The organism is Sorangium sp. So ce385, from assembly GCF_051474135.1.
Classification (GTDB): Bacteria; Myxococcota_A; Polyangia; order Polyangiales; family Polyangiaceae; genus Sorangium; species Sorangium cellulosum_D.
This window is the reverse complement of record NZ_CP150337.1, coordinates 2,547,541-2,573,584: the sequence shown is the minus strand read 5'-3', so window position 1 is coordinate 2,573,584 and position 26,044 is coordinate 2,547,541. Positions and strand designations below refer to the sequence as shown.

Here is a 26,044-nt window from a genome sequence, read left to right as displayed (position 1 = left end):
CCGCGCCGCCAGCCGATCTAGCGCACCTGCTCGCCCGTCCGCCGGGCGGGGCTGAACCGGAGCGGCAACGCGATCGGGCCGCGGACCGTCAGCGTGCGGTTGTAGCGGACCTCGCCAGGAACGCGCTCGACCCGCTCGAAGCGCGCGATCACCGCCTCCAGCGCCACCCGCGCCTCCATGCGGGCCAGCGCCGCGCCGATGCAGAAGTGCACGCCGTGCCCGAAATGGAGACCTCCCTGCGAGCCACGGTGCAGGTCGAACCGATCCGGATCCTTGAACCGCGCCTCGTCCCGGTTGGCCGAGGCCATGATCGGGAGCACCAGCGCGCCGCGCGGCACGGTCACCCCGGAGAGCACGACGTCCGCGGTGGCGATCCGGGGGAGCGTCTGGACCGGGCCATCGTAGCGGAGCATCTCCTCGACGAAGAGGGAGATCAGGCCGGGCTCGGCGTGCAGCCGCTCCATCATGTCCGGGTGATCCGCGAGGAACAGCAGCGAATTGCTGAGGAGATGCGTCGTGGTCTCCAGCCCGCCGATGAGGAGCGTGACCAGGAACTCGACGATCTCGGCGTCCGTCAGCCGCTGCCCGTCGAGCTCGGCGCGGACGAGATCGCTCACCGTGTCGTCGACCGGCGCGCGGCGCCGCTTCGCGATGACCTCCATCAGGTACCCGGTCAGCTCCGCGAGGGTCGTCCGCACGCGCTCGGCGTCCTCGGGGCTCGGGAGCTCGGGCGTGATCGACACGATGTCGTCGGCCCAGCGCTTGAACTTGGCGTGGAGCGCGTGATCGAGGCCGAGGATCTCGCCGATGGCAAAGGCCGGCAGCGGGTGCCCGAAGGCCTCGACGAAATCGGCCTCCTCCACGAGCCGGTTCGTGAGCTCCAACGCGACGGCGCGGAGGCGCGGCTCGATCCGCGCCACGGTGGCAGCCCCGAACGCGCGGTGGATCAAGCCGCGCAGCCGCGTGTGCGCCGGCGGGTCCATGGCGAGCATCGAGTTGGCGAACGGGTTGTAGCCGACCCAGGGAGGCTGCCACGCCACCTTGAAGCCCTCGGAGGAGAAGAGCCCCGGGTTCTTCATCACGAAGAGCACGTCCTCATACCGGGTCACCGCCCACATGCCGCCGGGATCGACCTGGCAAACCGGGCTCGTTCGCCGCATCTCGGCATAATAGGGATGCGGATTCGCACGTAGATCTGGCGCCAACACATCAAGAAAGGGACTCATCGCGGCTGCCTCCGGTTCGCCGGTCCAGCGAGGCACGCCCTGGGCTGCCAGCGGGTCGATGGTCCTCCCCCCACAGCGACCAAGCTCGTACGCCTCGTTACTACGGCACACCACACGTTTGCCATGAAATACGTCTTGCACGCAATAGCTCATTCGAGCGTGCGCACGCCGACGAGGCGATGGGGCCGGCGTCCCCTCGTCGCGGCAGCACGACGGAAGACAATGTGTGTCGTTGTGAGGAAGCCCTACGCCGCTCGTGATGCGAGGTGCCCGAGGGCCTGGTTGGCCTCGAACGAGTGTTCCAGGCGATGTCGTCGCTCCCCCCTCCCACCGGCAGCGCGGCGAAGAGAGAGATCACGCTGTATTGGCTGTTGATGTCCCGGACGCGGATGGGCGACGGCGTCCAGTGGGGGTAGTCGCCGGCGACGACCCTGCGGCCGCGCTCCCGGAGCGGCGTACTCCTCGGTCGCGGCTACACCCGCGCCGTCTCCTCGAGCTCCTTGCCGCGCGTCTCGGGCAGGAGCCACAGGATGAGCGCCAGCGCGATCACCGGGAAGATCGCCGTGGCGGACACCGCGGGTCCCCAGCCCATCCGCTCTGCGGCGACGCCCACGCCGACCGGAGAGAGGATGTAGCCGATCCGGCCGAGCAGGTTGTTGGACCAGGCGAGCGCGTCGCCCCGGAGGTGCGTCGGGAAGAGCTCGGCGTTGTACGCGTTGAGCACGGGCAGCACGCCGCTCGCGCCGAAGATGGCGAAGACCAGCGCGACCGTGAGCCCGGCGCGCGAGCCGAGCGAGTAGGCGCCGAGCACCCCGACCGCCGCCAGCAGATAGATGATCACCGCGCCCGCGCGGCGGCCCAGCACGTCGAGCAGCTTGCCCGAGACGAAGATGAGCGGCATCGAGACCAGCGCGGCAAACGTGATGCTGGCCCCCACCTCGGCGTCGGTGAACCCGCGCTCCCGGAGCGCGAACGTCTTCCAGAACGTCACCGCGTTCTGCGTGCACACGTACGTCAGCCCCCAGATGAGCGCGAGCTGCAGCATCCGCCCGCGGTACGGCGAGCGCCAGATGCGCATGAACGGCTGCGCGCCCTCCGCCCCCCGCGCGGCGGCCGCCTGCTCGAACCGCGCCGTCTCGCGCAGCCCGCGCCGGGCCACCGCCATGACGAGGAGCGGGAGCCCGCCGACGAAATAGACGCTGCGCCAGCCGTACGAGGTCGAGAGGAGCAGCGGCACCACCCCGGCGCACACGATGGAGCCCAGGCTCGAGAACGCCTGGATGACGCCGATCACCATGCCGCGCCGGTCGCTCGGGTACTCCTCGGCCGCGTACACCATGCTGACCGCCCACTCGCCGAGGAGGAAGATGCGCGCGAGGAGCTGGAAGACGGCAAAGACATAGACGTTCGGCGCAAACCCCGTGAGCACGGAGAAGAGCGTGTAGCCCAGGATCGTGATCGTGAGCACCCGCCGCCGGCCCCACTCGTCCGCCTTGCGCACGAGCAGGTACGCGATCATCGTCCCCGCGTTGATGAAGCCGACGAGCAAGCCCTCGTGGCGGGCCGCGAGGCCCATCTCCGCGCCGATGTTCGGCAAGATCTGCGTGAGCGCCAGGTAGTCGTAGCCCTCGAAGAACGAGGCCACGCTGAGGAACCAGAACAGCCGCCGCTGGTAGGGCGTGAACGGCGTCTTCCGTTGCGGGGCAGCTGTCGTCATATCACCTCTTCCCTCAGAGCGGGCCCTCATAGACGCGGTAGCGCCGGTAGACGGCGCACCCGGCCGACTCCACGATGTGCCGCATCGGCGCGTTGTCCTCGTGGATCAACGAGGCCTCGAGCCGCTCGTACCCGGCCGCCCGCAGGCCGTCCACCACGTGCTGCACGAGCAGCGCGTACAGGCCCGTCGACCGGAACGCCGGCACCACGCCAATCAGCTTGAAGCTCGCCGTCCGGACGCGGCGGAGCGCCCAGGCGGCGCGCGCCCACCCGAGCGGCAGGAGCCGCCCGCGCGCCGCCGCGAGCGCCTCGTTCAGGTCGGGGAAGCACACCGCGAACGCCGCGGGCTCGCCGCGCACGGTCGCGATCTGCAGGAGGCGCGGGTTCGAGAGCAGCGCGAACGCGCGCCCCAGGTTCACGAACTCGGCGCGCGACATGGGGACGACCTCCGGCACGCCGCGGTACGCCTCGGTGAAGACCGCGTGGGCGATCTCCATGTCGCGCGAGATGCGATGGACCGCCGCGCGGCGCACCTCGAGGCCAGGGATGCTCACCGCCGCGGCCTTCCGGCGCAGGGCCTCGGGGAGCTCCCGGCGGCGCCCCGCGGCGTCGAAGAGCGGGGTGTCGTAGGCGAGCATGTCGTAGCGCTTCGAGAACCCCTCGGCCTCGACGAGCTCGCGATAGTACGGCGGGTGATGGCCGGCGAGCATCGGCGGCCGGGAGCCGTATCCTTCGATGAGCAGCCCGATGTCCTCCACCCGCGTCACGTTGCGCGGGCCCCGCAGCGACGTCGCGCCGAGCGCCCGCGCGCGCTCGCTCACCGCGCCGAAGAGCGCCCGCGCCGCCTCGGGGTCGCGCTCGCACTCGAAGAAGCCGAAGAACGCCGTGCGCTCGCCGCTGTGGCGGTCGTGGCGCCCGTCGACGAGGAGCGAGATGCTCCCGACCGTCTCGCGCCCGCGCCGCGCCCGGAACAGGCGGAGGCTCGCCTCGCGGAAGAAGGGGTTCTCGGGGTCGAGCCGCCGGAGGACGAGCGGGCGGAGGGGCGGCACGTAGCCCGGATCGGCCGCGTGGAGGCGCAGCGGCAGATCGAGGATGTCGGCGAGATCCGCGGCGCTCTTCGCCTCCTCGATCGCGATCGACATCGAGGCGCTCAGTACCCCGCGAGCCGCTTCAACCGGAAATACAGCGGCGTGGGGCTGTTCTCGTGCTTCTCCTTGAGCGGGCCGCACATGAGCGGCAGGTACATCACGCGCCGCTGGCTCGCGTCGCCCGCGGCCGTGGCCTGCGCGACGCGGTGCCAGATCCGGCCGTCGTGGATGGTGAGATCTCCCGCCTCAGCCTCGAGCGCGTACTCGTCCGGGTCGGGCCGGTGGTCGAGGAAATACGCCTTGCGGGTGACCATCTGGAAGAGGCCCTGGTGATGCGACGAGGGGATCAGCCGCACGCCGCCCTTCGAGAGGGGGGAGTCGTCGAGATAGAAGCCGACGTTGAGGTAGCGGCGCGGCCGCTCGAGATAGAACACGTCGCGCAGGCTGTCGGTGTGCCAGCCGAGGCGCTGGTACGTCGAGCCCTCCTCGCGGCGATAATGGTTGATCACGAGCCCGTCGCGCTCCCGCTCGGCGATCCGGTAGCCGGGCCCGGCCACATCGAGGATGGCGCCGAAGCGAGGATCGCGCAAAAACGCGCGCAGGCGCTCGCCGAAGAGCGACGCGAACACCATGCGCTGGATGTAGCGCGACCCGTCCTTCCTCGTGCCGAGGATCAGCGGGACGCCGTTGATGTGCGTCCTGCCCTCCCCGACGAGCCGGCGATCGATGGCCTCGACCTCCTCGACGAGCGAGCGCACCGCGCCCTGGCCGGCGAAGCCCCGGAAGCGGATGAATCCGTGGGTGTCGAGGAAGTCTCGCTGCTCGGCCGTGAGCGCGCCGCCGAGCGTGAAGTCCGGGAGCCGGATTCGGCGGTTCGCCGGAGGGAGCCCGGCGGCGGGCTGCGGCTCGCGCGAGGCGGCGGCAGGCTGCGGGGCGCGCGCGGTGTCCATGGGGGGCGTCTCCTTCCCCGTCACTAGCGCAGCCGGGCCGCGGCGGGAACAGCCGTCCCGCCCCGGCGCGGAATCTGCGCCTCGGCGCACGGTTTGCAGGTTCGTCACATGGCTTGTCGACCACCGCCCTGCCGGCGCGGTGGCACCTGCCTTGCAAACCGGCGCCGCGACCGATGAGCGATCCGCCGGGGACCGTGACCGAGGAGCAACAGCGCGGTGAATCGCCGAAAATCCCCGTCCGCGGGGGCGCGCGCCGCGCGCGCGGCATCCTCTCGTGGGGCTTGCCGCTCGCGCTCTGCGTCGCGCTCGGCGCGGCGATCGGGCTCGGCGGCTACACGTTCGTCTACGCGAAGGGAGCCTCGTACCTGCAGAACGACCCTTCGGCGTGCGCCAACTGCCACATCATGAACGAGCAGTTCGATGGATGGCAGCGCTCCAGCCACCGCGCCGTGGCAGGATGCAACGACTGCCACGCGCCCCACACGTTCCTGGGCAAGTATGCCACGAAGGCGTCGAACGGTTTCTGGCACTCCTTCGCCTTCACCACGGGCCGCTTCCCGGACCCGATCCGGATCAAGCCCGGCAATCTGCGCATCACGGAGGAGGCCTGTCGCGGGTGCCACGGCGACGTCGTGCATGCGATCGACAGCGAGCACGGCGGCGCCCCCCGGCTCTCGTGCGTGCGCTGCCATGAATCGGTGGGCCACCTGCACTGAGGCGCGCCCGCCGCTCGAGGGATGGAGACGATGACGGAGCCCAAGGACGAAGGATCCACGACCGAGAGCGCGAAGAAGCCGGCGTTCCAGCGCTACCTGCCGCTCATCACGATCGTGGCGGCGGCCGCGAGCGCGGGGACCGCGGCGCTGCTCGTGAACATCTTCGAGCACAAGCAGGAGGCGAAGAGCCCGTTCTATCGCGTCGTCGAGCTCGACGACACGATAGAGGACCCCGCGGTCTGGGGGAAGAACTTCCCCGTCCAGTACGACGGCTACCGGCGGACGGTCGACCAGAAGCGGACGCGCTACGGCGGGAGCGAGGCCGTGCCGCGCACGCCGACCGAGGCCGATCCGCGCAGCGTGGTCGCGCAGTCGAAGCTCGAGGAGGACGGGCGGCTGAAGACGATGTGGGCCGGATACGCCTTCGCGCGGGACTTCCGCGAGGAGCGCGGGCACGCTTACATGCTCGAGGATCAGGTGTACACCGAGCGGCAGATCGCGACGAAGCAGCCGGGCACCTGCATCCATTGCCACGCGTCCGTGTACGTGCCGTACAAGAAGCTCGGCGGGGGCGACCTCATGCGCGGGTGGGAGGCGATGAACCAGATGCCGTTCCCCGAGGCGCGCAAGCTCGTGACGCACCCGGTGTCGTGCATCGATTGCCACGATCCGGAGTCGATGCAGCTCCGGGTGACGCGGCCCGGGTTCCTCGAGGGCATCCGCGCGCTCAAGGCGTCGATGGGCGAGCAGGGCTACGACGTCAACACGATGGCCACGCGCCAGGAGATGCGCTCGTACGTCTGCGGCCAGTGCCACGTGGAGTATTACTTCAAGGGTCCGGAGAAGCGCCTCGTGTATCCGTGGGCGAAGGGCATCAAGGTCGACGAGATCTACGCCTATTACGAGGAGACGGGCCACGCGGACTGGACGCACGCGGAGTCGGGCGCGAAGGTGCTGAAGGCGCAGCACCCGGAATTCGAGATGTGGAATCAGGGGGTGCACGCCCGCTCCGGCGTCGCCTGCGCGGACTGCCACATGCCGTACCAGCGGGTGGGGGCGGCGAAGGTCAGCGATCACCACATCCAGAGCCCGCTCCTCAACATCAACCGGGCGTGCCAGACGTGCCACAAGTGGCCCGAGGACGAGCTCCGGCAGCGCGTGGAGACGATCCAGGGGCGCCACGCCGAGACGCGCGATCGCGCGATGGACGCCGTGACCGCGCTGATCGGCGACATCCGGCGCGCGATGGAGGCGGGCGCGGCGGACGAGGCGCTCGCGGAGGCGCGCGCGGCGCAGCGGAAGTGCCAGTTCTTCGTCGACTTCGCCGAGGCCGAGAACTCGTCCGGGTTCCACGCGCCCCAGGAGGCGATGCGGATCCTGGCGTCCGCCATCGACACCTGCCGCCGCGGTCAGCTCGCGCTGCGCGACGGCGCCCCGGCCGGGGCGGCGGGACATCCCGATCCGCCGAGCGGCCTCGTCGAGCCCCCTGCGAACTGACGAGCTGGGCCGTGACTCCGCAGCTGCGGCGGAGCGTTCCTGTGTCCCTCCCTGCATTTGACTCGACCCGATTCAAATGAAGGTCTCATCGCGAGATAGTTCTTGGAACTTTCGGATGAGATCCGTAGGGTGGCCCCGAAAGGGGAAGACGCCATGGCAACACGCCGCCACCGCTCGAGCGCCGCCGCCGCTGGATGTGCTGTCTTTGCGCTGATCTCGGCGTCGTGCGCGTCCGGAGATCCGGGCGCGCCGGCAGCGGAGACGATCCACGTCTCGCACGTGGAGAAGGACACCGTCAGCACGTTCCTCAACCGGCTCGCGACGGAGACTGGCCAGGTCGTCGTCACCCGCGCCGCCGCCCCCGGCGCCTGGCAGAGCGCCCCGCTGACGCGAGATCACGAGTCGTCGCTGCACCTCGTCGAAGGGCCCCTGCCCGCCGCGCCCCTGCCGGGCGAACGCGCGCGCGTCGGCGGGATCGCCGTGGTCGCCATCCCCGCTGGCCACGAGCCCCACGGCTGGCTCGGCTCGCACCGCTACCACACCGAGCCGATCGCCGAGACCGAAGTGGTCCTGTCGGGCGCGCGCGGCCGACAGGCAGCCCCCGCGCCGGCCGGGAGGCGCGCGGCGCTCGAGGGCGACGCCGCCGACGTCCGCATCGACGCCGAGTTCCTCGAGGCGCGGCTCAAAGAGCTCTCCGGCGCCGTGCCCGTGACCCTCGGCGGCCGGACGGTCACCCTCCGCGAGCGCGGCTCCGAGAGCGGGCGATCCCTGGCCCGCGCCTGGCTGCGCCAGCAGTACGAGGCGCTGGGGTTCGCCGTGCAAGAGCACCCCTATCGAAGCGGCTGGAGCCAGGGGGTCAACGTGACGGCGGACAAGCCCGGGGCCGATCCGTCGCGCGTCCTCATCCTCTCGGCCCACTACGACTCGGTCAGCAACGCCGGCGCCGACGACGACGGCTCCGGCGTCGTGTCGTCGCTCGCCATCGCCCGCGCGCTCAAGGACGCGCGCCTGAGCATCGGCCTCCGCGTCGTCGCCTTCGATGAAGAAGAGACCGGCCTCCTCGGCTCGAAGGCCTACGCGCGCATGCTCGACCAGAACGGCCAGCTCGACCAGGTGGTCGGCGTCCTGGATCTCGAGATGACCGGATACGACTCCGACGACGACGGGGCCTATCACGCCATCCACTGCAACGAGAACACGTCGTCCGAGCTGGCCGCCCTGGTCGAGGCGGCCGCGACCCGCGGTGAGCTCGGCCTGGCCCGGGTCGACGCGTGCACGAACCGCAGCGATCACGCGGCGTTCTGGCGCTATGGCACGCCTTCCGTGGCCGTGTCGCAGAACTTCTTCGGCGACGACGGCAACCCCTGCTACCACGCGCGCTGCGACACGGTAGCTCAGCTCAACTGGGACTACATGCGGCGGCTGACCCAGGCCGTCGCGCTCGCCGCCGCCGATCTCCTGATCGAGTGACCCGCGACCACCGCGCGGCGGACGAGCGACCCCACGTCGCCGCCGGCCCCTGGCGCGCCGATTGCTGGTCACCTCCGCTCACGGCCGGCACCGGCGCGCGACAAGGAGCCCAGCGGACCCATGCGGAAGCTCGCGATCGGCTATCACGCCTCCCACGAACAGCTCGCCCCCTCGGCCCTGCTCCGGCACGTGCGCCACGCCGAACAGGCCGGGTTCGCGGCGGCCATGTGCTCGGATCACTTCCACCCATGGAGTGAGAAGCAGGGAGAGAGCGGCTTTGCGTGGGCGTGGCTCGGCGCGGCGCTCCAGGCCACGTCGCTGTCGTTCGGGACGGTGTGCGCCCCCGGATACCGCTACCACCCGGCGGTGATCGCGCAGGCGGCCGCCACGCTGGCCGAGATGTACCCGGGCCGCTTCTGGCTCTCCATCGGGAGCGGGGAGGCGCTGAACGAGCATATCACCGGGGAGAAGTGGCCCGATCACGCCGAGCGGACCGCGCGCCTGGAGGAGTGCGCCGAGATCCTCCGCGCCCTGTGGCGGGGCGAGACCGTGACGCACCGGGGCCGCGTCGTCGTGGAGGGCGCGAAGCTCTACACGCGGCCAGCGGCGCCGCCGCTCCTCCTCGGCGCGGCGATCTCGCCGGCCACCGCGGCGCGGGTGGGCCGGTGGGCCGACGGGCTGATCACCGTCTCGCAGGAGAAGGAGCAGCTCCGCGAGGTGGTGCGCCGCTTCCGCGAGGGCGGCGGCGAGGGCAAGCCCATGGTGCTGCAAACGAAGATCGCCTACGACGCCGACGAGGGGACCGCGCTGCGCGAGGCCCACGAGCAGTGGCGGACCAACGTGCTCCCGCCGAGGCTCCTCGCGAGCCTGATGGCGCCCGAGCACTTCGACGCGGCGGCCTCCTTCGTGCGGCCCGAGGACGTGGCCGCGCAGGTGCGCGTCTCCTCCGACGCCGCCCGGCACGCCGCGTGGCTGCGCGAGGACGCGGAGCTCGGCTTCGACACGATCTACGTGCACAACGTGGCCCTGAATCAACAGGCCTTCATCGACGCCTTCGGCGAGCGCGTGCTCCCGGCCTTGTCCAGGTAACGGCGCGGCGAGCTCAGCCTCACGACGCAGCGGCGGGCCGCTCCCGCCGGCGCGACACGGGGCGATCTGCCTCACGTGGCGCGGATCTGCCCGGCGCGCGGCGCTGGAATCGCGCGCCCATCTGTGATTTCAGTGGATCACGATGAGAGTCCAGGCAGGCGACGTCCGGCTGTTCTTCGAGGTGGAAGGGACGAAGCTCGTCCCCGACGGGCCCGTGATGCGCGAGCGCCCCACAGTGATCCTGCTGCACGGCGGGCCGGGCGTCGATCACACCGAGTTCCGGCCCCTCGGCGCCGCGCTCGCCGACGTGGCGCAGGTCGTCTACCTCGACCACCGCGGCTGCGGGCGCAGCGATCGCAGCGGGCCCGAGCGGTGGAACCTCGCGACGTGGGCGGACGACGTGCGGGCGTTCTGCGACGCGCTGGAGATCCAGCGGCCCGTGGTGCTGGGAAACTCGTTCGGCGGCATGGTGGCCCAGGCGTACGCAACGCGATATCCCGATCACCCCGGCAAGCTCATCCTGACGAGCACGACCGCGAAGCTGCGCCTCGATCGCATGCTGCCGGTGTTCGAGCGGCTCGGGGGCGCGCGGGCGGCGGACATCGCCCGGCGGTTCTTCGCGGACCCGATGCCCAATTTCCACGACTACATCCGCGTATGCTTCCCGCTCTACCGCCAGACGCCGGCGGAGGAAGGAGCGCTCCAGGGCGCCGTCATCCACCTCGACGTCGGCGGCTACTTCGTCGGGGGCGAGATGCAGACCTACGACCTGCGCGCGGATCTCGCGCGCGTCCGCTGCCCTACCCTCGTGCTGTCCGGCGATCTCGACCCGTTCGCGACGAGCGCGGACGCGCGCGAGCTCGTGGCGGCGCTGCCCGGGGAGCTCGTCCAGGCGAGGCATTTCCCCCACGCCGGGCACGCCGTGCTCGCTGACGCGGGCGCGGAAGCGCTCGCGGCGATCCGAGAGTTCCTGAGCGCGACCTGAGCGACCCGGGCGCGATCGCGCGCGCCAGGAGACAGCTCCCCTCGATGGCCGGGGAGGCGGGAGGTCGTCGCTCGTTCCTCCCACCTCCCCGCCTTCCTGCTCGATCGACTGCCATCGTCCGGCAGGGCAAAAAAACAGAGCGCCTGCTCGACGGCGGGGGGGGGAAGCCGTCACAGGCGCTCTGCTCTGTCCACACTAGCAGGATGCGGGCCAGGTCCGTCCATGCGCATTTCGCGGGATCCTGCTCGCGGACGGCGCTCGCTGTCTTTCACTCCTGAGATCGGCGCTTGCAAACCTGGCAGCTCGGCGGCTCCCGGAGAGGGCGCGACCCCACGGCGCTACCGGGCGCGTGACGCGTCGGTGCGGGCGCGCGCCGCGGGGGCGCCCGGCCGGCTCGCGTAGAGGACGAGGTGCTCGTAAGCGATGGTCGCCCCGGCGAGCGCGGTGATCCCCGCGGTGTCGTAGGCGGGCGCGACCTCGACGACGTCCGCGCCGACGAGGTCCACGCCCGCCAACCCGCGCAGGATCTCGATGGCGGTCGCGGTGCTGAGCCCACCGCAAACGGGCGTGCCGGTGCCCGGCGCGAAGCTGGGATCGAGGCAGTCCACGTCGAACGTGACATAGACCTTGCGCCCCTCGACCAGCTCCCGGACGCGCTGGACCACGGCCGCGGCGCCGTTCCGGTGCACCCAGGGCGCGTCGAGGATCTGGAAGCCGTGCGTGTCCGGATTGAAGGTGCGAATCCCGATCTGCGCCGAGCGGGCCGGATCGACGATGCCCTCTCGCGCGGCGTGGAGGAACATCGTGCCGTGATCGATCCTCCCGTCGTCGTCGCCGACGCTCCACGTGTCGGAGTGGGCGTCGAAGTGGATCAGCGAGAGCGTGCCGTGCTGCTTGGCGACCGCCCTCAGCGCGGGGAGCGTGACGAAGTGGTCGCCGCCGATCGACAGCGGCGCGGCCCCGGCGCGGAGGATCCCCGCGATGTGCGCCTCGATCGCCGAAGGCACCTCGAGCGGCCTGCCGAAATCCCACTGGCAGTCGCCGTAATCGACGATCGCCAGCTGATCGAGCGGGCTGACCGCGGCGCCGTAAGGGCGGCCTTCGAACGAGAGCAGGGCCGACGCCTCCCGCACGGCGCGCGGGCCGAAGCGCGCGCCGGGCCGGTTCGTCGTCGCCGTGTCGAGCGGCAGCCCCGTCACCGCGACGTCCACGCCCGTCAGATCGCGCGAGTACTTCCGGCGCAGGAACGACAGCGCGCCCGCGAAGGTCAGCTCGAACGACGCGCCGACGAGGCCCTCGGCCGTGAATGCATGATCGCCGCGCATGCTATTCCCCATCTCCACCCGCTCTCACCCCCCGAGGGACCATCGCCGAGAGATACCATGCGGCGCGCGGCAAAACACGGCGTCTTCGCCGGCGGCGCCCGGCGGCACGACCCCGTCCGCCCGGTCACCCTCCCGCCCGGGTGAGCTGGCGGATCGCGGCGGCGAGCGACTGGAAGATGGCGATGTCGCGCAGCTCGATACCGAGGCTGACCATGCGCTGCGCCATCGTGGGCCCCACGCCGACGAGGCTCACGCGGGCTCCGAGCAGCCGTGTGGCCTGCGCCGTCTGCACCAGGGCCGCCGCGGTCGCCTCGTCGACGAGCGGCACGCCGGTCAGGTCGAGCAGCACCCAGCGCGCGCGCTCCCGCGCGACGCCCGCGAGCACGGCCTCGAGGATCTGCTGCGCCCTCGCCGCGTCGATGGCGCCGATCAGCGAGATGAGCAGCACCCCGGGCAAGAGGGGGATGACGGGACAGCCGAGCTCCCGCACCGTGCTCGCGAGCGCGCGCTCGCGCTCGAAGGCGGCGGCCAGCATGTCGCGCTCCTCCTGCAGCGCGGTCTCCATTTCGTGGCGCTCGAACGTCGCGACGAGGAGCGACACCCACATGGCCAGCGGCTGGAGGTTGTCCGCGAAGCTCTCGGTGTGCAGCCCGCCGAGCACCAGCGTGCCCCAGTCGCGCCGCGCGGTCGCGATCGGGATCATCACGCAATGGCCGCCCGCCTCGTCGGGCTTCGCGGCGTCGAGCAGCTCGGGCGGCGGAAACTGGCCGGCCGGGAACCGGCGCCCCGCGAGCGCGGCCACGCCGGGATCGCTGGTGTGCACGCTGTCGATGACGACCTCTCGCCCGCCCGGGCCCGGGTCGTCGGCCCAGAGCGCGAGGCACCCGACGCGCACGGAGGTCTGCCGCAGCCACGCGAGGCGCTCGTCGGCCCGCGCCTGCTTCGAGGCGAGGAGCCTGCTCATCTCCATGTTGGCGCGGATCAGCCGCTCGAGGCTCTGCACGCTGCTCCGCTCCGACGCCACGACGGCCCGCTGCTGCGCGAGGCGCACGCGGCCGAGGAAGGCCTGCGCTCGCCGCGCCGCGCCCGGATCCGGCGCGCCGGCGAGCTGGCGCGCGACGGCCTCCTCGACCAGCGTCACCGCCGCGAGGAGGACCTCGATCCTGCCGCTGTGCGCGACCGCGGGGGCGAAGGCGCGCTCGAGCGTCCCCACGTCCGGAAGCTCCCCCCCGGCGAGCGCCGCGCCGAGGCCGCGCGCGATCACCTCGGCCTCGGGCCAGACCAGGAAGCGCGGCGACGGCGCCGGCCCCTCGACCAGGCGGCTCAGCTGCCGGGACAGCCCGCGCTGCCAGTCGCCGCCCGCGTCGTCGAGCTCCAGCGCGGGCGGCGCGGCGTCCCACGCGGCGCTGCCGCACGAGCGCCGCACCACCAGCTCGGCCGAGCCGCGGGTCACGGGCTCCGGCGGCGGGATGCCGTGGATGAGGTCGACGATCCGCTCGACGGCGATCCTCCCGAGCAGCGCGGGGTCCTGCCGCATCGTGGTGAGCGGCGGATCGCAGTGCTGGGCGACGCTGACGTCGTCGAACCCCACCACGGCGATGTCCTCGGGCACGCGGTAGCCGTGCGCCTGGATCGCGTGGATGGCGCCCATCGCCATCTCGTCGTTCCCCGCCACGAGCGCGGTGCAGAACTTGCCGTCGCGCTCGAGGAACTCCCGCAATCGGCGCTCGGTGTAGAACATGGTGCACTCGTGGAACTCGGAGAGCAGGTTGAGCTCCGCCGAGAGCCCGCGCGCCCTCATCGCCTCATCGAACGCCTTGCCCCGCTCGACGAAGTCGTCCGATGTCGATTTGCCGATGTAGGCGATCCGGCGATGGCCGAGGCCGACGAGGTGATCGACGAGCCGGTGAATCGAGTCGTGGTTCTCCGCCCGGACCATCGGGTACCCCGGGCCGAACGGGGGCGCGCAGAAGATGACGGCCGGCTTCCCGTCGGAGAGCAGCTCCTCGAGGCCGTCGATGGTGTACATCGAGATCCAGCCGACCACCCGGTCGAGGCCCAGCCCGCGCGCTCGGACCGCCGCAGGAGCCCCGTAGATCATGAGGAGCTCGTAGCCGCGCTCCCGCGCCGCGCGGTGCATGCCGGCGAACACCATGGCGTTGAAGGAGTTGTCGAAGAAGACCGACGCGAGCCCGATCACGTTCCGTGTGCGCTGGTCGACAGGCCTCATGCTCATCCCGGTCGTGTCCTCCCCCGCATCCAGCGGGAGAGCGTATCACCGACCTCGACGAAATGATTGGGCAACTTCGACGCCGGCGACAGGGCCCCCTCGTTCCGGCGCGGTCCTCCCCCGTGCGCGCATGTAGAACATCGTGGACGGCCCTACGAGAGCGGTGGATATCACCGCGGCTCCTCCGCGACGCGCCGACGCACGCCGGCCGAGGCTCGTTGTTTGTGGGGAGCCCCACGCAGGGCGCGAGACCGGGCGGAGGAGCTCGTCGCGGCGGAGCGCGCTCTCACGCCTCAGGGGGCGTGGCCGACAGGGAGCTCCGGGCCGATGCAGCCGCACCCGCACGCGTTGGTGAAGAGCCTCTCCGGCGGCGAGCACGCGAAGTCGAGGAGCATGCATTCTTCCGGATCGTGAGAGACATAGAAGACGTTCGTGGTGCCCGGCTCCGGACAGACGACCGTCTCGGGGCTGACGCAGCCGCACCCGCACTCGTTGTAAAAGAGCGACTGTCCCTCCGCGCAGATGAAGTCGATGAGGTGGCACTCCTCGATGTCGTGCGACACGTAGCGGACGCCCGGCTCGCTCGGGTCCGGGCAGGCCTCCGGCTCGGGGTCGATGCAGCCGCACCCGCACTCGCCGCCGAAGTACTCCTCCGGCGGCGAGCAGGCGAAGTCGATGAGCGTGCACTCCACCGGATCGTGAGAGACATAGCGGACGCCCGGATCGCTCGGGTCCGGGCAGGCCTCGGGCCCGGGGCCGATGCAGCCGCACCCGCACTCGCCGCCGAAGTACTCCTCCGGCGGCGAGCAGGCGAAGTCGATGAGCGTGCACTCCACCGGATCGTGAGAAACGTAGCGGACGCCCGGATCGCTCGGGTCCGGGCAGACCCCCGGCTCGGGGCCGATACAGCCGCACCCGCACTCGCCGCCGAAGTACTCCTCCGGCGGCGAGCAGGCGAAGTCGATGAGCTTGCACTCCTCGGGATCGCGAGACACGTAATGGACGTCGGGATCCCCCGGATCAGGGCAGCTCCCGCCGCCGCCCGGCGAGGGGCCGCACCCGAGCTGTCCGACGATCGAAGAGGCCGCAAGGAACAACAAGGCATAGGCTCGCATGTTCGTCTCCGTATCTTTCTTCGAGAGGATTGGGTCCGTGGAGATGCTCCTCCCCTTCGAGGCCCGCCTCGGGCCCCCCGGAGGAGATGAGCGTTGAAGCCGGCTCAAGGAGCGTCGCTGACGAAGAGCGTCACCGCCCTCCGGGAGACCTCCGGTGAAGACACCTCGATCAGCAACACCTCCTCGCGCGTCTCGTCCTCGACCGGCTGCAGCACCACGCTGAGGTCGGCCTCCTCCCCGGCCTCGAGGACCACCGGCGCGGTCGCGCCCTCGAGGAGGTAACCGGGCGCCGGCGCGCGCAGGGCGATCGCGTCGATCGCGAGCGGCGCGGCGCAGGTGTGCACGAGCGGGAGGGTCCGGGTGGACACGGCGCCGACGGCGGTCTCGGGCAGGGCGAGCTCCGGCTCGACCCGGAAGCAGTCGGCGAGCGGGCGGGGCGCGGGCTCGAGGACGCCGTTCCGGGCGACGAGGTCCGCCGGCGCGGAGCGGGCCGCGCCGCGCCGCGCCTGGAGGCGCAGCTCGTGCCCCCGGATGGCGTCGATCTGGAGCGCGAAGCTCCCATCCTCCGCGACCGGCGCGACCACGGGCGCCACGGGCCGGTCGAGGTTCACCACCCAGACGAGATCGGCGCCCTTCACGCTCCCGGGCCCGCCGGTGACATCCATCAGCGCGCCGTCGCACTCGTCGCACATCGCACCGACCACGTCCCCCGCGAGCGCAGGCGCGGAGGGCGGCTCCGGGATGGGGTTCACCCCGCACCCGGCGACGCAAGCAACGAGAAGAACCGCGAGCCACCGCATCAGGACACCATCCTGTCGAACGGTGTCCTGTTCAACCGCCGTGCCAGCGCGCTCCGCGGCGTTTCGCGGGCATCGCGGCTCCCTGTCTGTACCATTCTGTACCATGATGTACCGATGGTACAGGGTGGCCTTGCGCCAGGCGCCGTGGTCGACGGCCGCTACGAGGTCGTGCGCGCGCTCGGGCGCGGCGGGCTCGGATCGGTGGTCGAGGCGCGCGATCGGCTCTTCGAGCGCGACGTCGCGCTGAAGGCGCTGCGCTTCGACTCCGCGGGCGCGGCCGAGGCGTTCCGGCGGGAGTTCTCGCTGCTCTCGGCGTGCGCTCACCCGCGCCTGCCGCGCGCGTACGACTTCGCCCGGACGACGTGCGGCGGCGCGCCGCTCACGTACGCCACGACGGAGCTCATCCGGGGCCGGACGCTCGCCGAGCACGCGCGGGGGCGCGCCCTTCACGCGGCCCTGCCCGTCCTGCGCGACGCGCTCGACGCGCTCGGGTGGCTCCACGGCGCGGGCATCGTCCACGGCGACTTCAAGCCCGAGAACGTCCTCGTGCGGGACGACGGCGCGGGCGTGCTCATCGATCTCAGCGCGGCGCGGAGGATGCGCGCCGAGGCGGGGGACCTCTCGGGCACGGCGCGGTTCTTCGCGCCCGAGCTCCTCCGGGGGGCCCCGCCGAGCGCGCGCTCGGATCTCTTCGCCGTGGGTCGGACGCTCGAGGCCCTGTTCCCGCTCCTCGCCGGGGCGCCGCCCGCCGCCCTGCGCCGCCTCGCCGAGCGGCTCACCGCGGAGGATCCGGCCAGCCGGCCCTCCGGCGTCGACGAGGTGCTGGAGGCCCTCTCCGCCGGCGGCGCGCCGCGGCGCGCGCCCGCCGTCGTGAGCGAGCCGGGCGAGATCGTCGGCCGCGAGCGCGAGGTCGAGGCGTTCGGCGCGGCGCTCGCGGCGCTGCTCCGCGGCGAGCGCGGGCCGCGCGCCGTGGTGATCACGGGCGAGGAGGGCGCCGGCAAGTCGCGGCTGTTCCGCGAGCTCAAGTGGCGCGCGCAGCTCAGCGCGCCGGTCGTCGAGGGCGCGCCCCGCGGCGAGGATCCGCTCCGCGCGCTGCTGCTCCGCGCGCTCGGCCGCGCCGCGCTCCCGGCCGGCGTCGACGCGCTGCTCGCCGCCCGCGGCGAGCTCGCGGCGGGGCGCGGGCGGCCCGGTGGCGCCCCGCGCGCCCCCGAGAGCCCGCGCGCCCCCGACGCCCCGCGCGCGCCGCGCGGCCCGCTCGCGAGCGACGCGCCGCACCGGCCGCTCGTGCTCGCCATCGACGACGCCGATCGCCTGCGGCCGCACGACCGGGCGCTGCTCGAGGCGCTCGTGCGATCGTCCGCGCCGACCGACGCCCTCCTCTGGCTCATCGCCTCCGCCGAGCGGCTCGACGTGGGCGGCGGCGCGGTCGTCGAGCTCCCGCTCGGCCCCCTCGGCGAGGCGGCGGTCCGGGTGTGGACGGCGCCCCTGGCCACGGCGGCGCGCGTGTCGGATCTCCTCCGCGCGAGCGGCGGCCGCCCGCGCGCGCTCAAGGAGCTCTGCGCCGCGCTCGGGCAGCGCAGCCTGAGCGAGGCGGAGCTCGATCGCTTCGTGACCACGATGACCACGCCGGCGCTCTTTCGCCGGCGCGCGGCCGCGCTCGCCCCCGAGGAGGCGCGCGCCCTCGCCGCGCTCGCCGTGGCGGATCCGCTCGGGCCCGAGGCCGCCGCGGCGCTCGGCGTGGGGCGCGCGGCCCTCGACGCGCTCGAGGCGGCGGGGCTCGCGCGGCTCGATGGCGAGGGGTTCCGCCTCGGCCAGCCCGGGCAGGCGCGGGCGCTCCTGCCCGCGCTCGACGCGCGGGTCGTGCGCGAGGTCGCGGCGGCGATGGCGGCCCACCTCGCCGGCTCGGACGAGGCGGCGCTCGCCCCGGCGCCCCGCAGCCAGCGCGCCGCGGACCGGGCGAGGGCGCTCGTCTTCGCGGGCGACCACGAGGCCGCGCGGCGGGCGCTCGCCGCGTCCGAGCCGATGTTCGAGTGGGCGCCGCGCGCCTGGATGCGCGCGGCGGACGCCGCCTGCGCGGTGCAGCCGGCGCCGCGGACGCTCGTGGCCGCCGCGTCCGCGCTCGAGGCGGCCGGCGATCCGAGGCGCGCGCTGTCGCTGCTCGCCCGGGCGAGGCGCGCGCGGCCGCCGCGCGACGTCGTCGCCGAGCTCTCGTACCGGGCGGCGCGCTGCTACGAGAAGCTCGGCAAGGTCGAGCGGGCGCTCGGGCAGCTCGAGCGCGCGCGGGCGCTCTCGCCCGGGCCCGCGGGCGGGCGGCTCGCGAGCCTCTCGGCGCGCTGCCTGCTGCGCCTCGGCCGCTACGACGAGGCCCGGCGCGAGGCGCAGGGCGCGCTCGCGGCGGCCGACGGCGAAGGCGCGGGCGCGGCGGCCGACGGCGAAGGCGCGAGCGCGGCGGCCGACGGCGAAGGCGACCTCGCGGCGGCCCGCGCCGACGCCTCGGCCGCGGCGGAGCTCGCCGAGACGCTGGGCCTCGCGCTCGGCTACCTCGGCGACCAGCAGGGCGCCCTCCAGAGCCTCGCGCGCGCCGTCGCGCTGCGGCCCGCGTCGGACTCGCCCCGCGCCCGCGCCCGCACGCTCAGCTACCACGCGCTCCACGCCTACCGCGCCGGGGACGCGGCCCTCGCGGCGCGCGGGTTCCAGGCGGCGCTCGACCTGGCCGAGGCGGAGGGCCTCGGCGACCTGCTCGCGACCGCCGCGCTGAACCTGGGGACGGCGCGGCACCAGCTCGGCGACTGGGGCGCGGCGCTGCGCTGCTACGAGCGCGGGCTGCGGGCGGCGATCGCCTTCGCCAAGGAGCGGACCGAGGCCACCCTGCGCTTCAACCTGGCCAAGATCCACGCGGACGTCGGCCTGCTCGACCGGGCCGAGCTCGGCCTCGCGCGCCTGCGCGCGCCCGAGGGCGCGAAGGTCCCCGAGGAGATCGCCGCGGCGGCGCTCGGGCTCGCCGCGGAGATCGCGGCGGCGCGCGGCGCGCTCGGCGAGGCGGCGCGGCTGCTCGACGAGGCCCGCGCGGGCCACGCGGCGCGCGGCTCGAAGCGCGAGGCGTGCGAGGCGACCCTGCACGCCGCCGAGGTCGCGCTCGCGGCGCGCGACAGCGCCGCGGCCGGCGCCCGGCTGGCCGAGGCCGCGGCGCTGCTCCGGGAGATCGACGCGGCGGACCTCGCGCTGCGCCACGCGACGGCGGGCGCGGAGCTCGCGCTCTCCCTCGGCGACCCGGGCGCGGCCCTGGAGCAGGTGCAGCGGGGCGCGGGCCTCGTGGCGCAGGTCGCGCAGCTCGAGCTCCACGCGAAGCACGAGGAGGTGTCCGCCGAGGTGCTCCGCCAGAGGTCGGCCACGGCGCTGGCCGAGCGGCACCGCACGGCCGCGATCGAGTGCTGGGAGCGCATCGGGAGCACGCTCCCGGCGGAGCTCGCCGAGGTCTTCTGGCGGCACCCCCGGCGGGCCGCGCTCCGCGGCGGTCCCGCGCGGCCGGCGGCCCGCATGGAGCTCGTGATGAAGCTCCTCGAGATCAACCGGCGCCTGAGCTCGACGCTCGACGCCGAGGAGGTGCTCCGCCTCGCCATGGACGCGGCCATCGAGCTGACCGGCGCCGAGCGGGGGTTCGTGATCCTCACGTCGCCCTCACGCAATCCGCGCGATCCACGCGATTCGCCGGATTCGCCCGGAGGGCAAGAGAAGGTCAGGCTCGAGGTCGCGGTCGCGCGGAACCTCGATCGCGAGCGCGTCGGCAAGAGCCAGCTCAAGTTCAGCCACGGGATCGCCAAGCGGGTGGTCGAGCGCGGCGAGGCGGTGCTCACGGTCGACGCGCTGGCCGACGCGCGGTTTCACGGGAGCGCGTCGGTGCACGCCCTGCGGCTCCGGTCGATCGTGTGCGTGCCGATCCGCGCGCACGGCGCGGTGCTCGGCGCCGTCTACCTCGACAACCGGTTCCAGCGCGGCAAGTTCGCGGAGGGCGACGCGGATCTGCTCGGCGCCTTCGCGGACCAGATCGCGGTCGCGCTGCACAACGGCCGGCTGATGGCCGAGCTCAGGGAGCGCACCCGGGCCCTCGAGGAGGAGCAGCGCCGGGTCGCGGAGCTCATGCGCTCGCAGGCGGACGAGATCGAGCGGCTCTCGCACGAGCTCGAGCGGACCCGCGCGGACGCGCGCCGCGACTTCCCGGAGATCGCGGGGAGGAGCGCCCCGATGCGCGCCGTGCTCGCGCTCTGCGAGCGCGTGGCGGAGAGCGACGTGACCGTGACGGTGACGGGCGAGAGCGGCACCGGCAAGGAGCTCGTCGCGCGCGCCATCCACGCGGGCGGGCCCCGGCGGGGCGGGCCGTTCGTGGCGGTCAACTGCGCCGCGCTGCCCGAGGCGCTGCTCGAGTCGGAGCTCTTCGGCCACGTGAAGGGCGCCTTCACCGGCGCCGTCCGGGACCACGGCGGCCTGTTCCTGTCGGCGCGGGGCGGCACGCTGTTCCTCGACGAGCTCGGGGAGATGCCGGTCGGCGTGCAGGCGAAGCTGCTCCGCGCGCTCCAGGAGCGCTCGATCCGCCCGGTGGGGTCGGACCGGAGCGTCGCCGTCGCCGACGTGCGGGTGGTCTGCGCGACGAACCGGGATCTGCGGGAGGAGGTCGCGCAGGGGCGCTTTCGCGAGGATCTCTACTACCGGGTCAGCGTCATCGAGATCCGCCTGCCGCCGCTCCGGGAGCGCCCGGACGACATCCCGGCGATCGCGCAGGCGATCGTCGAGAAGCTCTCGGCGCGCCAGGGCCGCCCGGCCTTCCGGCTGTCGCGGGGCGCGCTCCGGCGGCTCATGTCGTACGGCTGGCCCGGCAACGTGCGGCAGCTCGAGAACGTCCTCTCGCGCGCGTGCGTGCTCGCGCCGGGCCCGGAGATCGGCCCCGCCGACATCCAGCTGCCGGCGGCGGCGCCCGCGCCGCGGTCCCGGTCGCGCGCGGACTACCGCGGCGCCGAGGCGGAGCGGATCCGCGCCGCGCTCGATCTCGCCCGCTGGAACGTGTGCGAGGTGTCCCGGAGCCTCGCGATCCCGAGGACGACGCTGTACCGGAAGCTCGCCCGGTACGGGCTCTTGCGGAAGGGGTGAGCGCTGGAGCGCGAGCGATGGCGAACCGAACCCGGGTTCGCACCACCATGAGCCCCCAGGCTCGAGTCGCTCGTCGCGACCGCGCTCGCGCCGACGGCTCCTTCGAGCCCGCCGCGCGCGTCGCGCCAGACGACAGCGAGCTGGGCACTGTACATCCGTTCATTCATCTGCTAGCCGACAGGCATGCGCTCCCGCAAGGCCGCCGCCGCCGTCGTCGTCGAAGACCTGCCGCTCGACGAGGAACCCGTCGACGCGATCCCGCCCGACGACACCGCGGCGGACGAGGCGTTCTCCGCCGCGGGGGGGCCGCCGTCGCTCGATCGGATCTGCGTCGATTGCGGCAGCAGCGGCGGCGCGCACGACGGCTGCGCGCACCGCGAGCGCGCCCGCTTCCACGCGCCGACGCGCGCGGCGCTCGAGCTCGTGGCGCGCCTGCGCCGGGCCGCCGCCGAGCACCGCGCCGCCGCCCGCGCCCTCCGGGCCCTGGTCACCGCCGAGCACGCGCGCGGCCGCGCCGAGATCGAGCGGGCGGAGCCGGAGCCGCCCGCGCCCCCGCAGCCCGCCGCCGCGCCGGAGCCGCCGCCGCCCGAGCCCGCCGCCGCGCCGGAGCTGGACGACGCTCCGCCGGCGCTCTGCGCGCGCTGCGCCGAGCCGGTCGAAGCAGCGCCGGCCGAGCCCGAGGCGCCGCAGCGCCGGCCGAAGCGCAAAGGGCGGGTGCCCCTAGAGCAGCAGGCATTCCCGTTCACGGGCGACCCCGAGCAACGGTCGCCGCACGGCGCCTGAGCCCCGGCCGCCGCGCGCCGCGGGGCAGAGCGCATGAGAGCTCGCCCGGCGCTCGCCGTCCTCTCGACGACGTCGGCGCGACGGCACACTGCACCTTCCGAGATCGGTGAACCGGTAAGTTTACCGGTAAGCTGACGAACTGCCGCGCTCCGACCGCGCGCGCCGCCGGGCGTCAGAACGCGCGCGTTCCATGCTACACGGTTCTGTTGATGACAGCGACGCGGCGGCATGCCGGAGCTCTGGACCACCGAGGATTCTGCCACCATGTCGCTCGATAGAGCCATCGGCCTCACGTGCCACGACATCTGGGGGACGTATTTCTGCGAGGTGCTCGGAGGTATCCAGTCGGCGGCAGGGCACTCTGGATATCGCGTGATCGCCGTCAAATCGCCGCCGCGAGACGTTCACAGGCTCAAGCTCGCGCGCGACAAGATCGACGGGTGGATCGCCCTGATCGAGCCGGCGGACATCGAGCTCTTCCTCGACGACGGCCGGCCGGTGGTGACCCTCAGCGCGCGCTCGGGCGACGGGCGCTGCCCGTACGTCCTGCCCGACAACCACGGCGGCGCCCTCGCGGCCGTGCGCCACCTCCTCGATCACGGGCACAGGCGGATCGCCTTCGCGGGCCACATGGCGCATGAGGATATCCGGCAGCGCCTCCAGGCCTACCGGGACGCGCTCGACGAGGGCGGGATTCCGTTCGATCCCGCCCTCGTCTTCGAGCTCCCGAACAACGAGCGTGCCGGCGGGCGGTTCGCCGCGCAACGCCTCTTCGAATCGGGCGTGCCCTGCACGGCGATGTTCATGGCCACCGACCAGGGGGCGCTCGGGATCCTCGACGCGCTCGCCGAGGCAGGCCTCCGCGTCCCCGAGGACCTCGCCCTCGTCGGGTTCGACGACATCGAGGCGGCCCGGTACGCCTCGCCGCCCCTGACCACGGTCCGCCAGCGGTTCGACTGGATCGGCAGGACGGCCGCCCAGCTGCTCATCGATCGCCTCGCCGGGCGGGATGTCCCGAGCGCGGGGCACATCGCGCCGACGCTCCTGGTCGTGCGCCGCTCCTGCGGCTGCTCGCCCGCGCCGGCCGAGCGCGACGCGCCCGCGCCCGCCGACGGCGCTGCGGACCAGGCCGACGCGCTCGCCCGGGAGCTGGTCGCCCTCGCGACCTTCTCGTCGGCGCCCGACCGGAGCGCGCCGCCGACGGAGTCGTGGCCCGGGGTGACGGAGGTGGTCCGCGGGCTCGAGGCGGCCGCCCAGGGGAGGCCCGGCCCCGCGCCGGCGGCGCTGGAGCGGGCGTGGCGCGAGGCCGCGGAGCAGATGCCCCATATCGATCTGCTCCTCGCCATGATCGACCGCCTGGAGCAAGCGGGCCAGTCCATGCTCCGCGGCGCGGAGGACGCCGCGGCCCAGCGGCGCGTCACGGCGTACATCCGGAGGGCGCGCCACGACATGATGCACGGCCGGGTGGCGATCGAGACGGCCCGCGCCGATTACCTGAACAGCCTCCTCGACATCAACCTCGTTGTCCGGGAGACGCTCTTGGAGCACGCGGACAACGGCGGGAGCAAGCTGAGCTGGCTCTCCGCGGTGCAGATGAGCTGGGGCTGCCTCGCCGTGTGGGAAGAGCCGGGAGACGAGGGGCCGACGCTGCGGATCGTCGAGAGCTCCTGCCCCGGCGTGGAGGCCGCCGCGCCGGCGGCGGGCACGCGCGTCGCGGCGGCGGAGTTCCCGCGCGGCGACTGGCTGCCTGCGGCCGTTCAGTACGACGGCGATCACGTCCTCCGGCTCATCCCGCTCCGCAGCCAGGGCGAGGACCGCGGCGTCCTGGCCATCTGCGCTCCGGTGAGCAGCCCGCTCGGGCTGGATCACCGGGACATGGACATGTGGGTCGCGATGCTGACCGCGGCGTTCGAGCGCGCCTCGATGATCGAATCGCTGATCGAGCAGGAGAAGCGATCGCGCGCCGCCTACGAGCGCGAGCGCGCCCTCGCCGACGCCGTGCGCCGGCTCGGGTGCCCGGTCATCCCGCTCGACAAGGGGGTGCTGCTCGTGCCGCTCGTCGGGGCCATCGATCCGGAGCGCGCGACCCACGTGCTCGAGGTGGTGCTCGCGGAGCTCAGCCGCCAGGAAGCCGAGGTGTTGCTGATGGATATCACCGGCGTGCCCTTCGCCGACACGCAGGTCGCGGCGTCGCTGACGAAGACGGCCCGCGCCGCCGTCCTGCTCGGCGCCGAGGTCATCGTCGTGGGGATGCGGCCGCAGGTCGCGCAGGAGTTCACCCACCTCGGCATCGACCTCGCGGGGATGACGCTTTACCCGACCCTCGGCAGCGCGCTCTCGTCGCTGCGCCGCAGGCGACAGCCGCTCATCGGGCCGCGGCTGCCCCGCGCCTGAGCCGCCGCCGGCAGGGCCCGGCAAAAGCGGGCGCTCCCCGGAAAGGGTCGCCAGCGCGAGATTGGACCGACCTCGCCCTGCATGGGTCCACATTGCCGTTGACCTGATCGCGCCGCGTGGACGACGCTGCGCGCGGGAGGAAGAGGAAGCCATGTCGACCCTGGTCCGTCTGTCCGCCGCGACGGCGTTCGCGGCCGTCGCGATGCACGTCGGCGTGCTCGTCACCAGCACCAGCGGGTGCGGAGGCGACGAGTGCGACGAGGAGCCCATCGGGTGCAACACCGTCGAGGATTGCCCTCGCTGGATGGTCCGGTGCAACGGCGGGTTCGCCGCGGTCGCTGGGCAGTGCACCGAGGCCGGCTGTTGCCGGCGCGCCGTCGACGTGTGCTTGGAAGTGTGCGACTCGTTCGAGCAGAAGGTCGAGCGCTGCTCCCAATACGATTGAGGCCCCGCCGCTCCTCTACCCCTCCACGCCCGGCCCCGCCCCGCGGGCCCCGGGGTCGCGCTCGTCTTCGCCGGGAGCGCGGCGCGCCGCGCGCGGCTTGCTCTTGCTGACGCCCACGCGCCGCACGAACGCGAGGAACTGCCCGAGCGTGGGCGAGGCGTCGTCGGCCCGCCACGCGAGCAGGAGGTCCGTGACCGGCGCGCCCACGATCGGCCGCAGCGCGAGCCCCCCGCGCCGGATGTTCTTGATGGATTCCGGCAGGATCGAGACGCCGAAGCCCGCCGCCACGAGGCTCAGGATGTCGAGGTGCAGCGCCTCCTGCACGATGCGCGGCGTGAAGCCGGCCTCGCGGCACAGCCCCACCACGAGGTCGAAGAAGGCCGACCCGCGCTGGCGCGGGAACACGACGAACGGCTCGCGCGACAGGAGCTCCAGCGCGATGCGCCTGCGCCCGGCGAGCGGGTGATCCGCCGGCAGGGCGACGAGGAGCGGCTCGCGCCGGACGCACTCGGAGGCGAGCCGCGGGTCGTTGAGCGGCGCCCTCACGAAGCCGACGTCGATGCGCCCGTCCTTGAGCGCCTCGATCTGCTCCTGCGGCGGCATCTCGCGCAGCGCGAGCTCCACCGACGGGAAATCGGTGCGAAAGGCGCGGACCAGCTCGGTGATGCCGCTGTAGGCGAGCGACGACAGGTACCCGACCACGAGGCGCCCGGTCTCGCCGACGCTCGCGCGCCTGGCCTCGTGCACCGCGAGGTCGAGCGCGTCGAAGACCCGCCGCACGTGGGCCAGGAAGACCGCGCCCGCGGGCGTCAGCTCGACGCGACGCCGCGACCTGTCGAAGAGCGAGAACCCGAGCTCGGACTCGAGATCCTGGATCTGCCGGCTCAGCGGGGGCTGGGCGATGCCGAGCCGCTGCGCCGCGCGGCCGAAATGCCGCTCCTCGGCGACGGCCGTGAAGTACCGGAGGTGGCGCAGGTCCATACCTTGAAGGTATCGTCTGATACGAAATAATAGATTGGACGAACGTCAGGGGCACCCTAAATGCGGAGCCTGCCCTCCGGCGGCCCCGTCCG

General features: G+C 73.3%; 18 protein-coding genes. 9 read left to right on the top strand and 9 right to left on the bottom strand.

The genetic code is table 11. From position 1 onward, the window contains the following. Positions 1–17: 17 nt before the first annotated feature. The 4 genes from WME83_RS09585 to WME83_RS09570 all read right to left on the bottom strand — a co-directional run bounded on the left by WME83_RS09585 (position 18) and on the right by WME83_RS09570 (position 4,980). Positions 18–1,160: a cytochrome P450 gene (locus WME83_RS09585; protein ID WP_437318962.1), complete on the bottom strand. Its 1,143-nt coding sequence runs from the start codon at positions 1,158–1,160 to the stop codon at positions 18–20. 538 nt (positions 1,161–1,698) lie between these two features. Next, on the bottom strand, positions 1,699–2,943 hold the full coding sequence (locus WME83_RS09580; protein WP_437318961.1) for an MFS transporter: 1,245 nt from the start codon (positions 2,941–2,943) through the stop codon (positions 1,699–1,701). Positions 2,944–2,956: 13 nt separating this feature from the next. After that, a complete protein-coding gene (locus WME83_RS09575) occupies positions 2,957–4,084 on the bottom strand; it encodes a hypothetical protein (RefSeq protein WP_437318960.1) in 1,128 nt (375 codons plus the stop codon). A gap of 8 nt (positions 4,085–4,092) precedes the next feature. After that, entirely contained in the window at positions 4,093–4,980 is an 888-nt protein-coding gene (locus WME83_RS09570; protein ID WP_437318959.1) for a phytanoyl-CoA dioxygenase family protein, read from the bottom strand. Between the two features lie 173 nt (positions 4,981–5,153). Here WME83_RS09570 and nrfH point away from each other — a divergent pair, with 173 nt between their 5' ends. The 5 genes from nrfH to WME83_RS09545 all read left to right on the top strand — a co-directional run bounded on the left by nrfH (position 5,154) and on the right by WME83_RS09545 (position 10,737). Continuing rightward, positions 5,154–5,696: a cytochrome c nitrite reductase small subunit gene (gene nrfH, locus WME83_RS09565; protein ID WP_437318958.1), complete on the top strand. Its 543-nt coding sequence runs from the start codon at positions 5,154–5,156 to the stop codon at positions 5,694–5,696. A gap of 30 nt (positions 5,697–5,726) precedes the next feature. Then, positions 5,727–7,193: an ammonia-forming cytochrome c nitrite reductase subunit c552 gene (locus WME83_RS09560; protein WP_437318957.1), complete on the top strand. Its 1,467-nt coding sequence runs from the start codon at positions 5,727–5,729 to the stop codon at positions 7,191–7,193. Between the two features lie 153 nt (positions 7,194–7,346). Next, positions 7,347–8,663, top strand: coding sequence for a M28 family metallopeptidase (locus WME83_RS09555; protein ID WP_437318956.1), 1,317 nt, complete (start codon positions 7,347–7,349; stop codon positions 8,661–8,663). 120 nt (positions 8,664–8,783) lie between these two features. Continuing rightward, positions 8,784–9,752: a TIGR03885 family FMN-dependent LLM class oxidoreductase gene (locus WME83_RS09550; protein WP_437318955.1), complete on the top strand. Its 969-nt coding sequence runs from the start codon at positions 8,784–8,786 to the stop codon at positions 9,750–9,752. 142 nt (positions 9,753–9,894) lie between these two features. Beyond that, entirely contained in the window at positions 9,895–10,737 is an 843-nt protein-coding gene (locus tag WME83_RS09545; RefSeq protein WP_437318954.1) for an alpha/beta fold hydrolase, read from the top strand. Between the two features lie 338 nt (positions 10,738–11,075). On the opposite strand, the gene speB is transcribed toward WME83_RS09545, so the two are convergent. From speB to WME83_RS09525, 4 genes are all read right to left on the bottom strand, one after another. Further along, positions 11,076–12,074: an agmatinase gene (gene speB, locus WME83_RS09540; protein WP_437318953.1), complete on the bottom strand. Its 999-nt coding sequence runs from the start codon at positions 12,072–12,074 to the stop codon at positions 11,076–11,078. Positions 12,075–12,186: 112 nt separating this feature from the next. Beyond that, entirely contained in the window at positions 12,187–14,298 is a 2,112-nt protein-coding gene (locus tag WME83_RS09535) for a substrate-binding domain-containing protein (protein ID WP_437318952.1), read from the bottom strand. Positions 14,299–14,585: 287 nt separating this feature from the next. Beyond that, complete coding sequence (locus WME83_RS09530; RefSeq protein ID WP_437318951.1) at positions 14,586–15,407, bottom strand: hypothetical protein; 822 nt, start codon at positions 15,405–15,407, stop codon at positions 14,586–14,588. Positions 15,408–15,511: 104 nt separating this feature from the next. Then, positions 15,512–16,207: a hypothetical protein gene (locus WME83_RS09525; RefSeq protein WP_437318950.1), complete on the bottom strand. Its 696-nt coding sequence runs from the start codon at positions 16,205–16,207 to the stop codon at positions 15,512–15,514. A gap of 114 nt (positions 16,208–16,321) precedes the next feature. Here WME83_RS09525 and WME83_RS09520 point away from each other — a divergent pair, with 114 nt between their 5' ends. The 4 genes from WME83_RS09520 (at position 16,322) to WME83_RS09505 (ending at position 24,971) form a co-directional block, all read left to right on the top strand. Further along, entirely contained in the window at positions 16,322–21,349 is a 5,028-nt protein-coding gene (locus WME83_RS09520) for a sigma 54-interacting transcriptional regulator (RefSeq protein ID WP_437318949.1), read from the top strand. Positions 21,350–21,532: 183 nt separating this feature from the next. Next, positions 21,533–22,132: a hypothetical protein gene (locus WME83_RS09515; protein ID WP_437318948.1), complete on the top strand. Its 600-nt coding sequence runs from the start codon at positions 21,533–21,535 to the stop codon at positions 22,130–22,132. Between the two features lie 264 nt (positions 22,133–22,396). Then, positions 22,397–24,526 (top strand): substrate-binding domain-containing protein, encoded by a 2,130-nt coding sequence (locus tag WME83_RS09510; RefSeq protein ID WP_437318947.1) that lies wholly within the window; start codon positions 22,397–22,399, stop codon positions 24,524–24,526. Between the two features lie 151 nt (positions 24,527–24,677). Further along, complete coding sequence (locus tag WME83_RS09505; protein ID WP_437318946.1) at positions 24,678–24,971, top strand: hypothetical protein; 294 nt, start codon at positions 24,678–24,680, stop codon at positions 24,969–24,971. A 15-nt stretch (positions 24,972–24,986) separates the two neighbouring features. Here WME83_RS09505 and WME83_RS09500 read toward each other — a convergent pair whose 3' ends face one another. After that, a complete protein-coding gene (locus WME83_RS09500) occupies positions 24,987–25,952 on the bottom strand; it encodes a LysR substrate-binding domain-containing protein (protein ID WP_437318945.1) in 966 nt (321 codons plus the stop codon). Positions 25,953–26,044 lie beyond the last annotated feature (92 nt).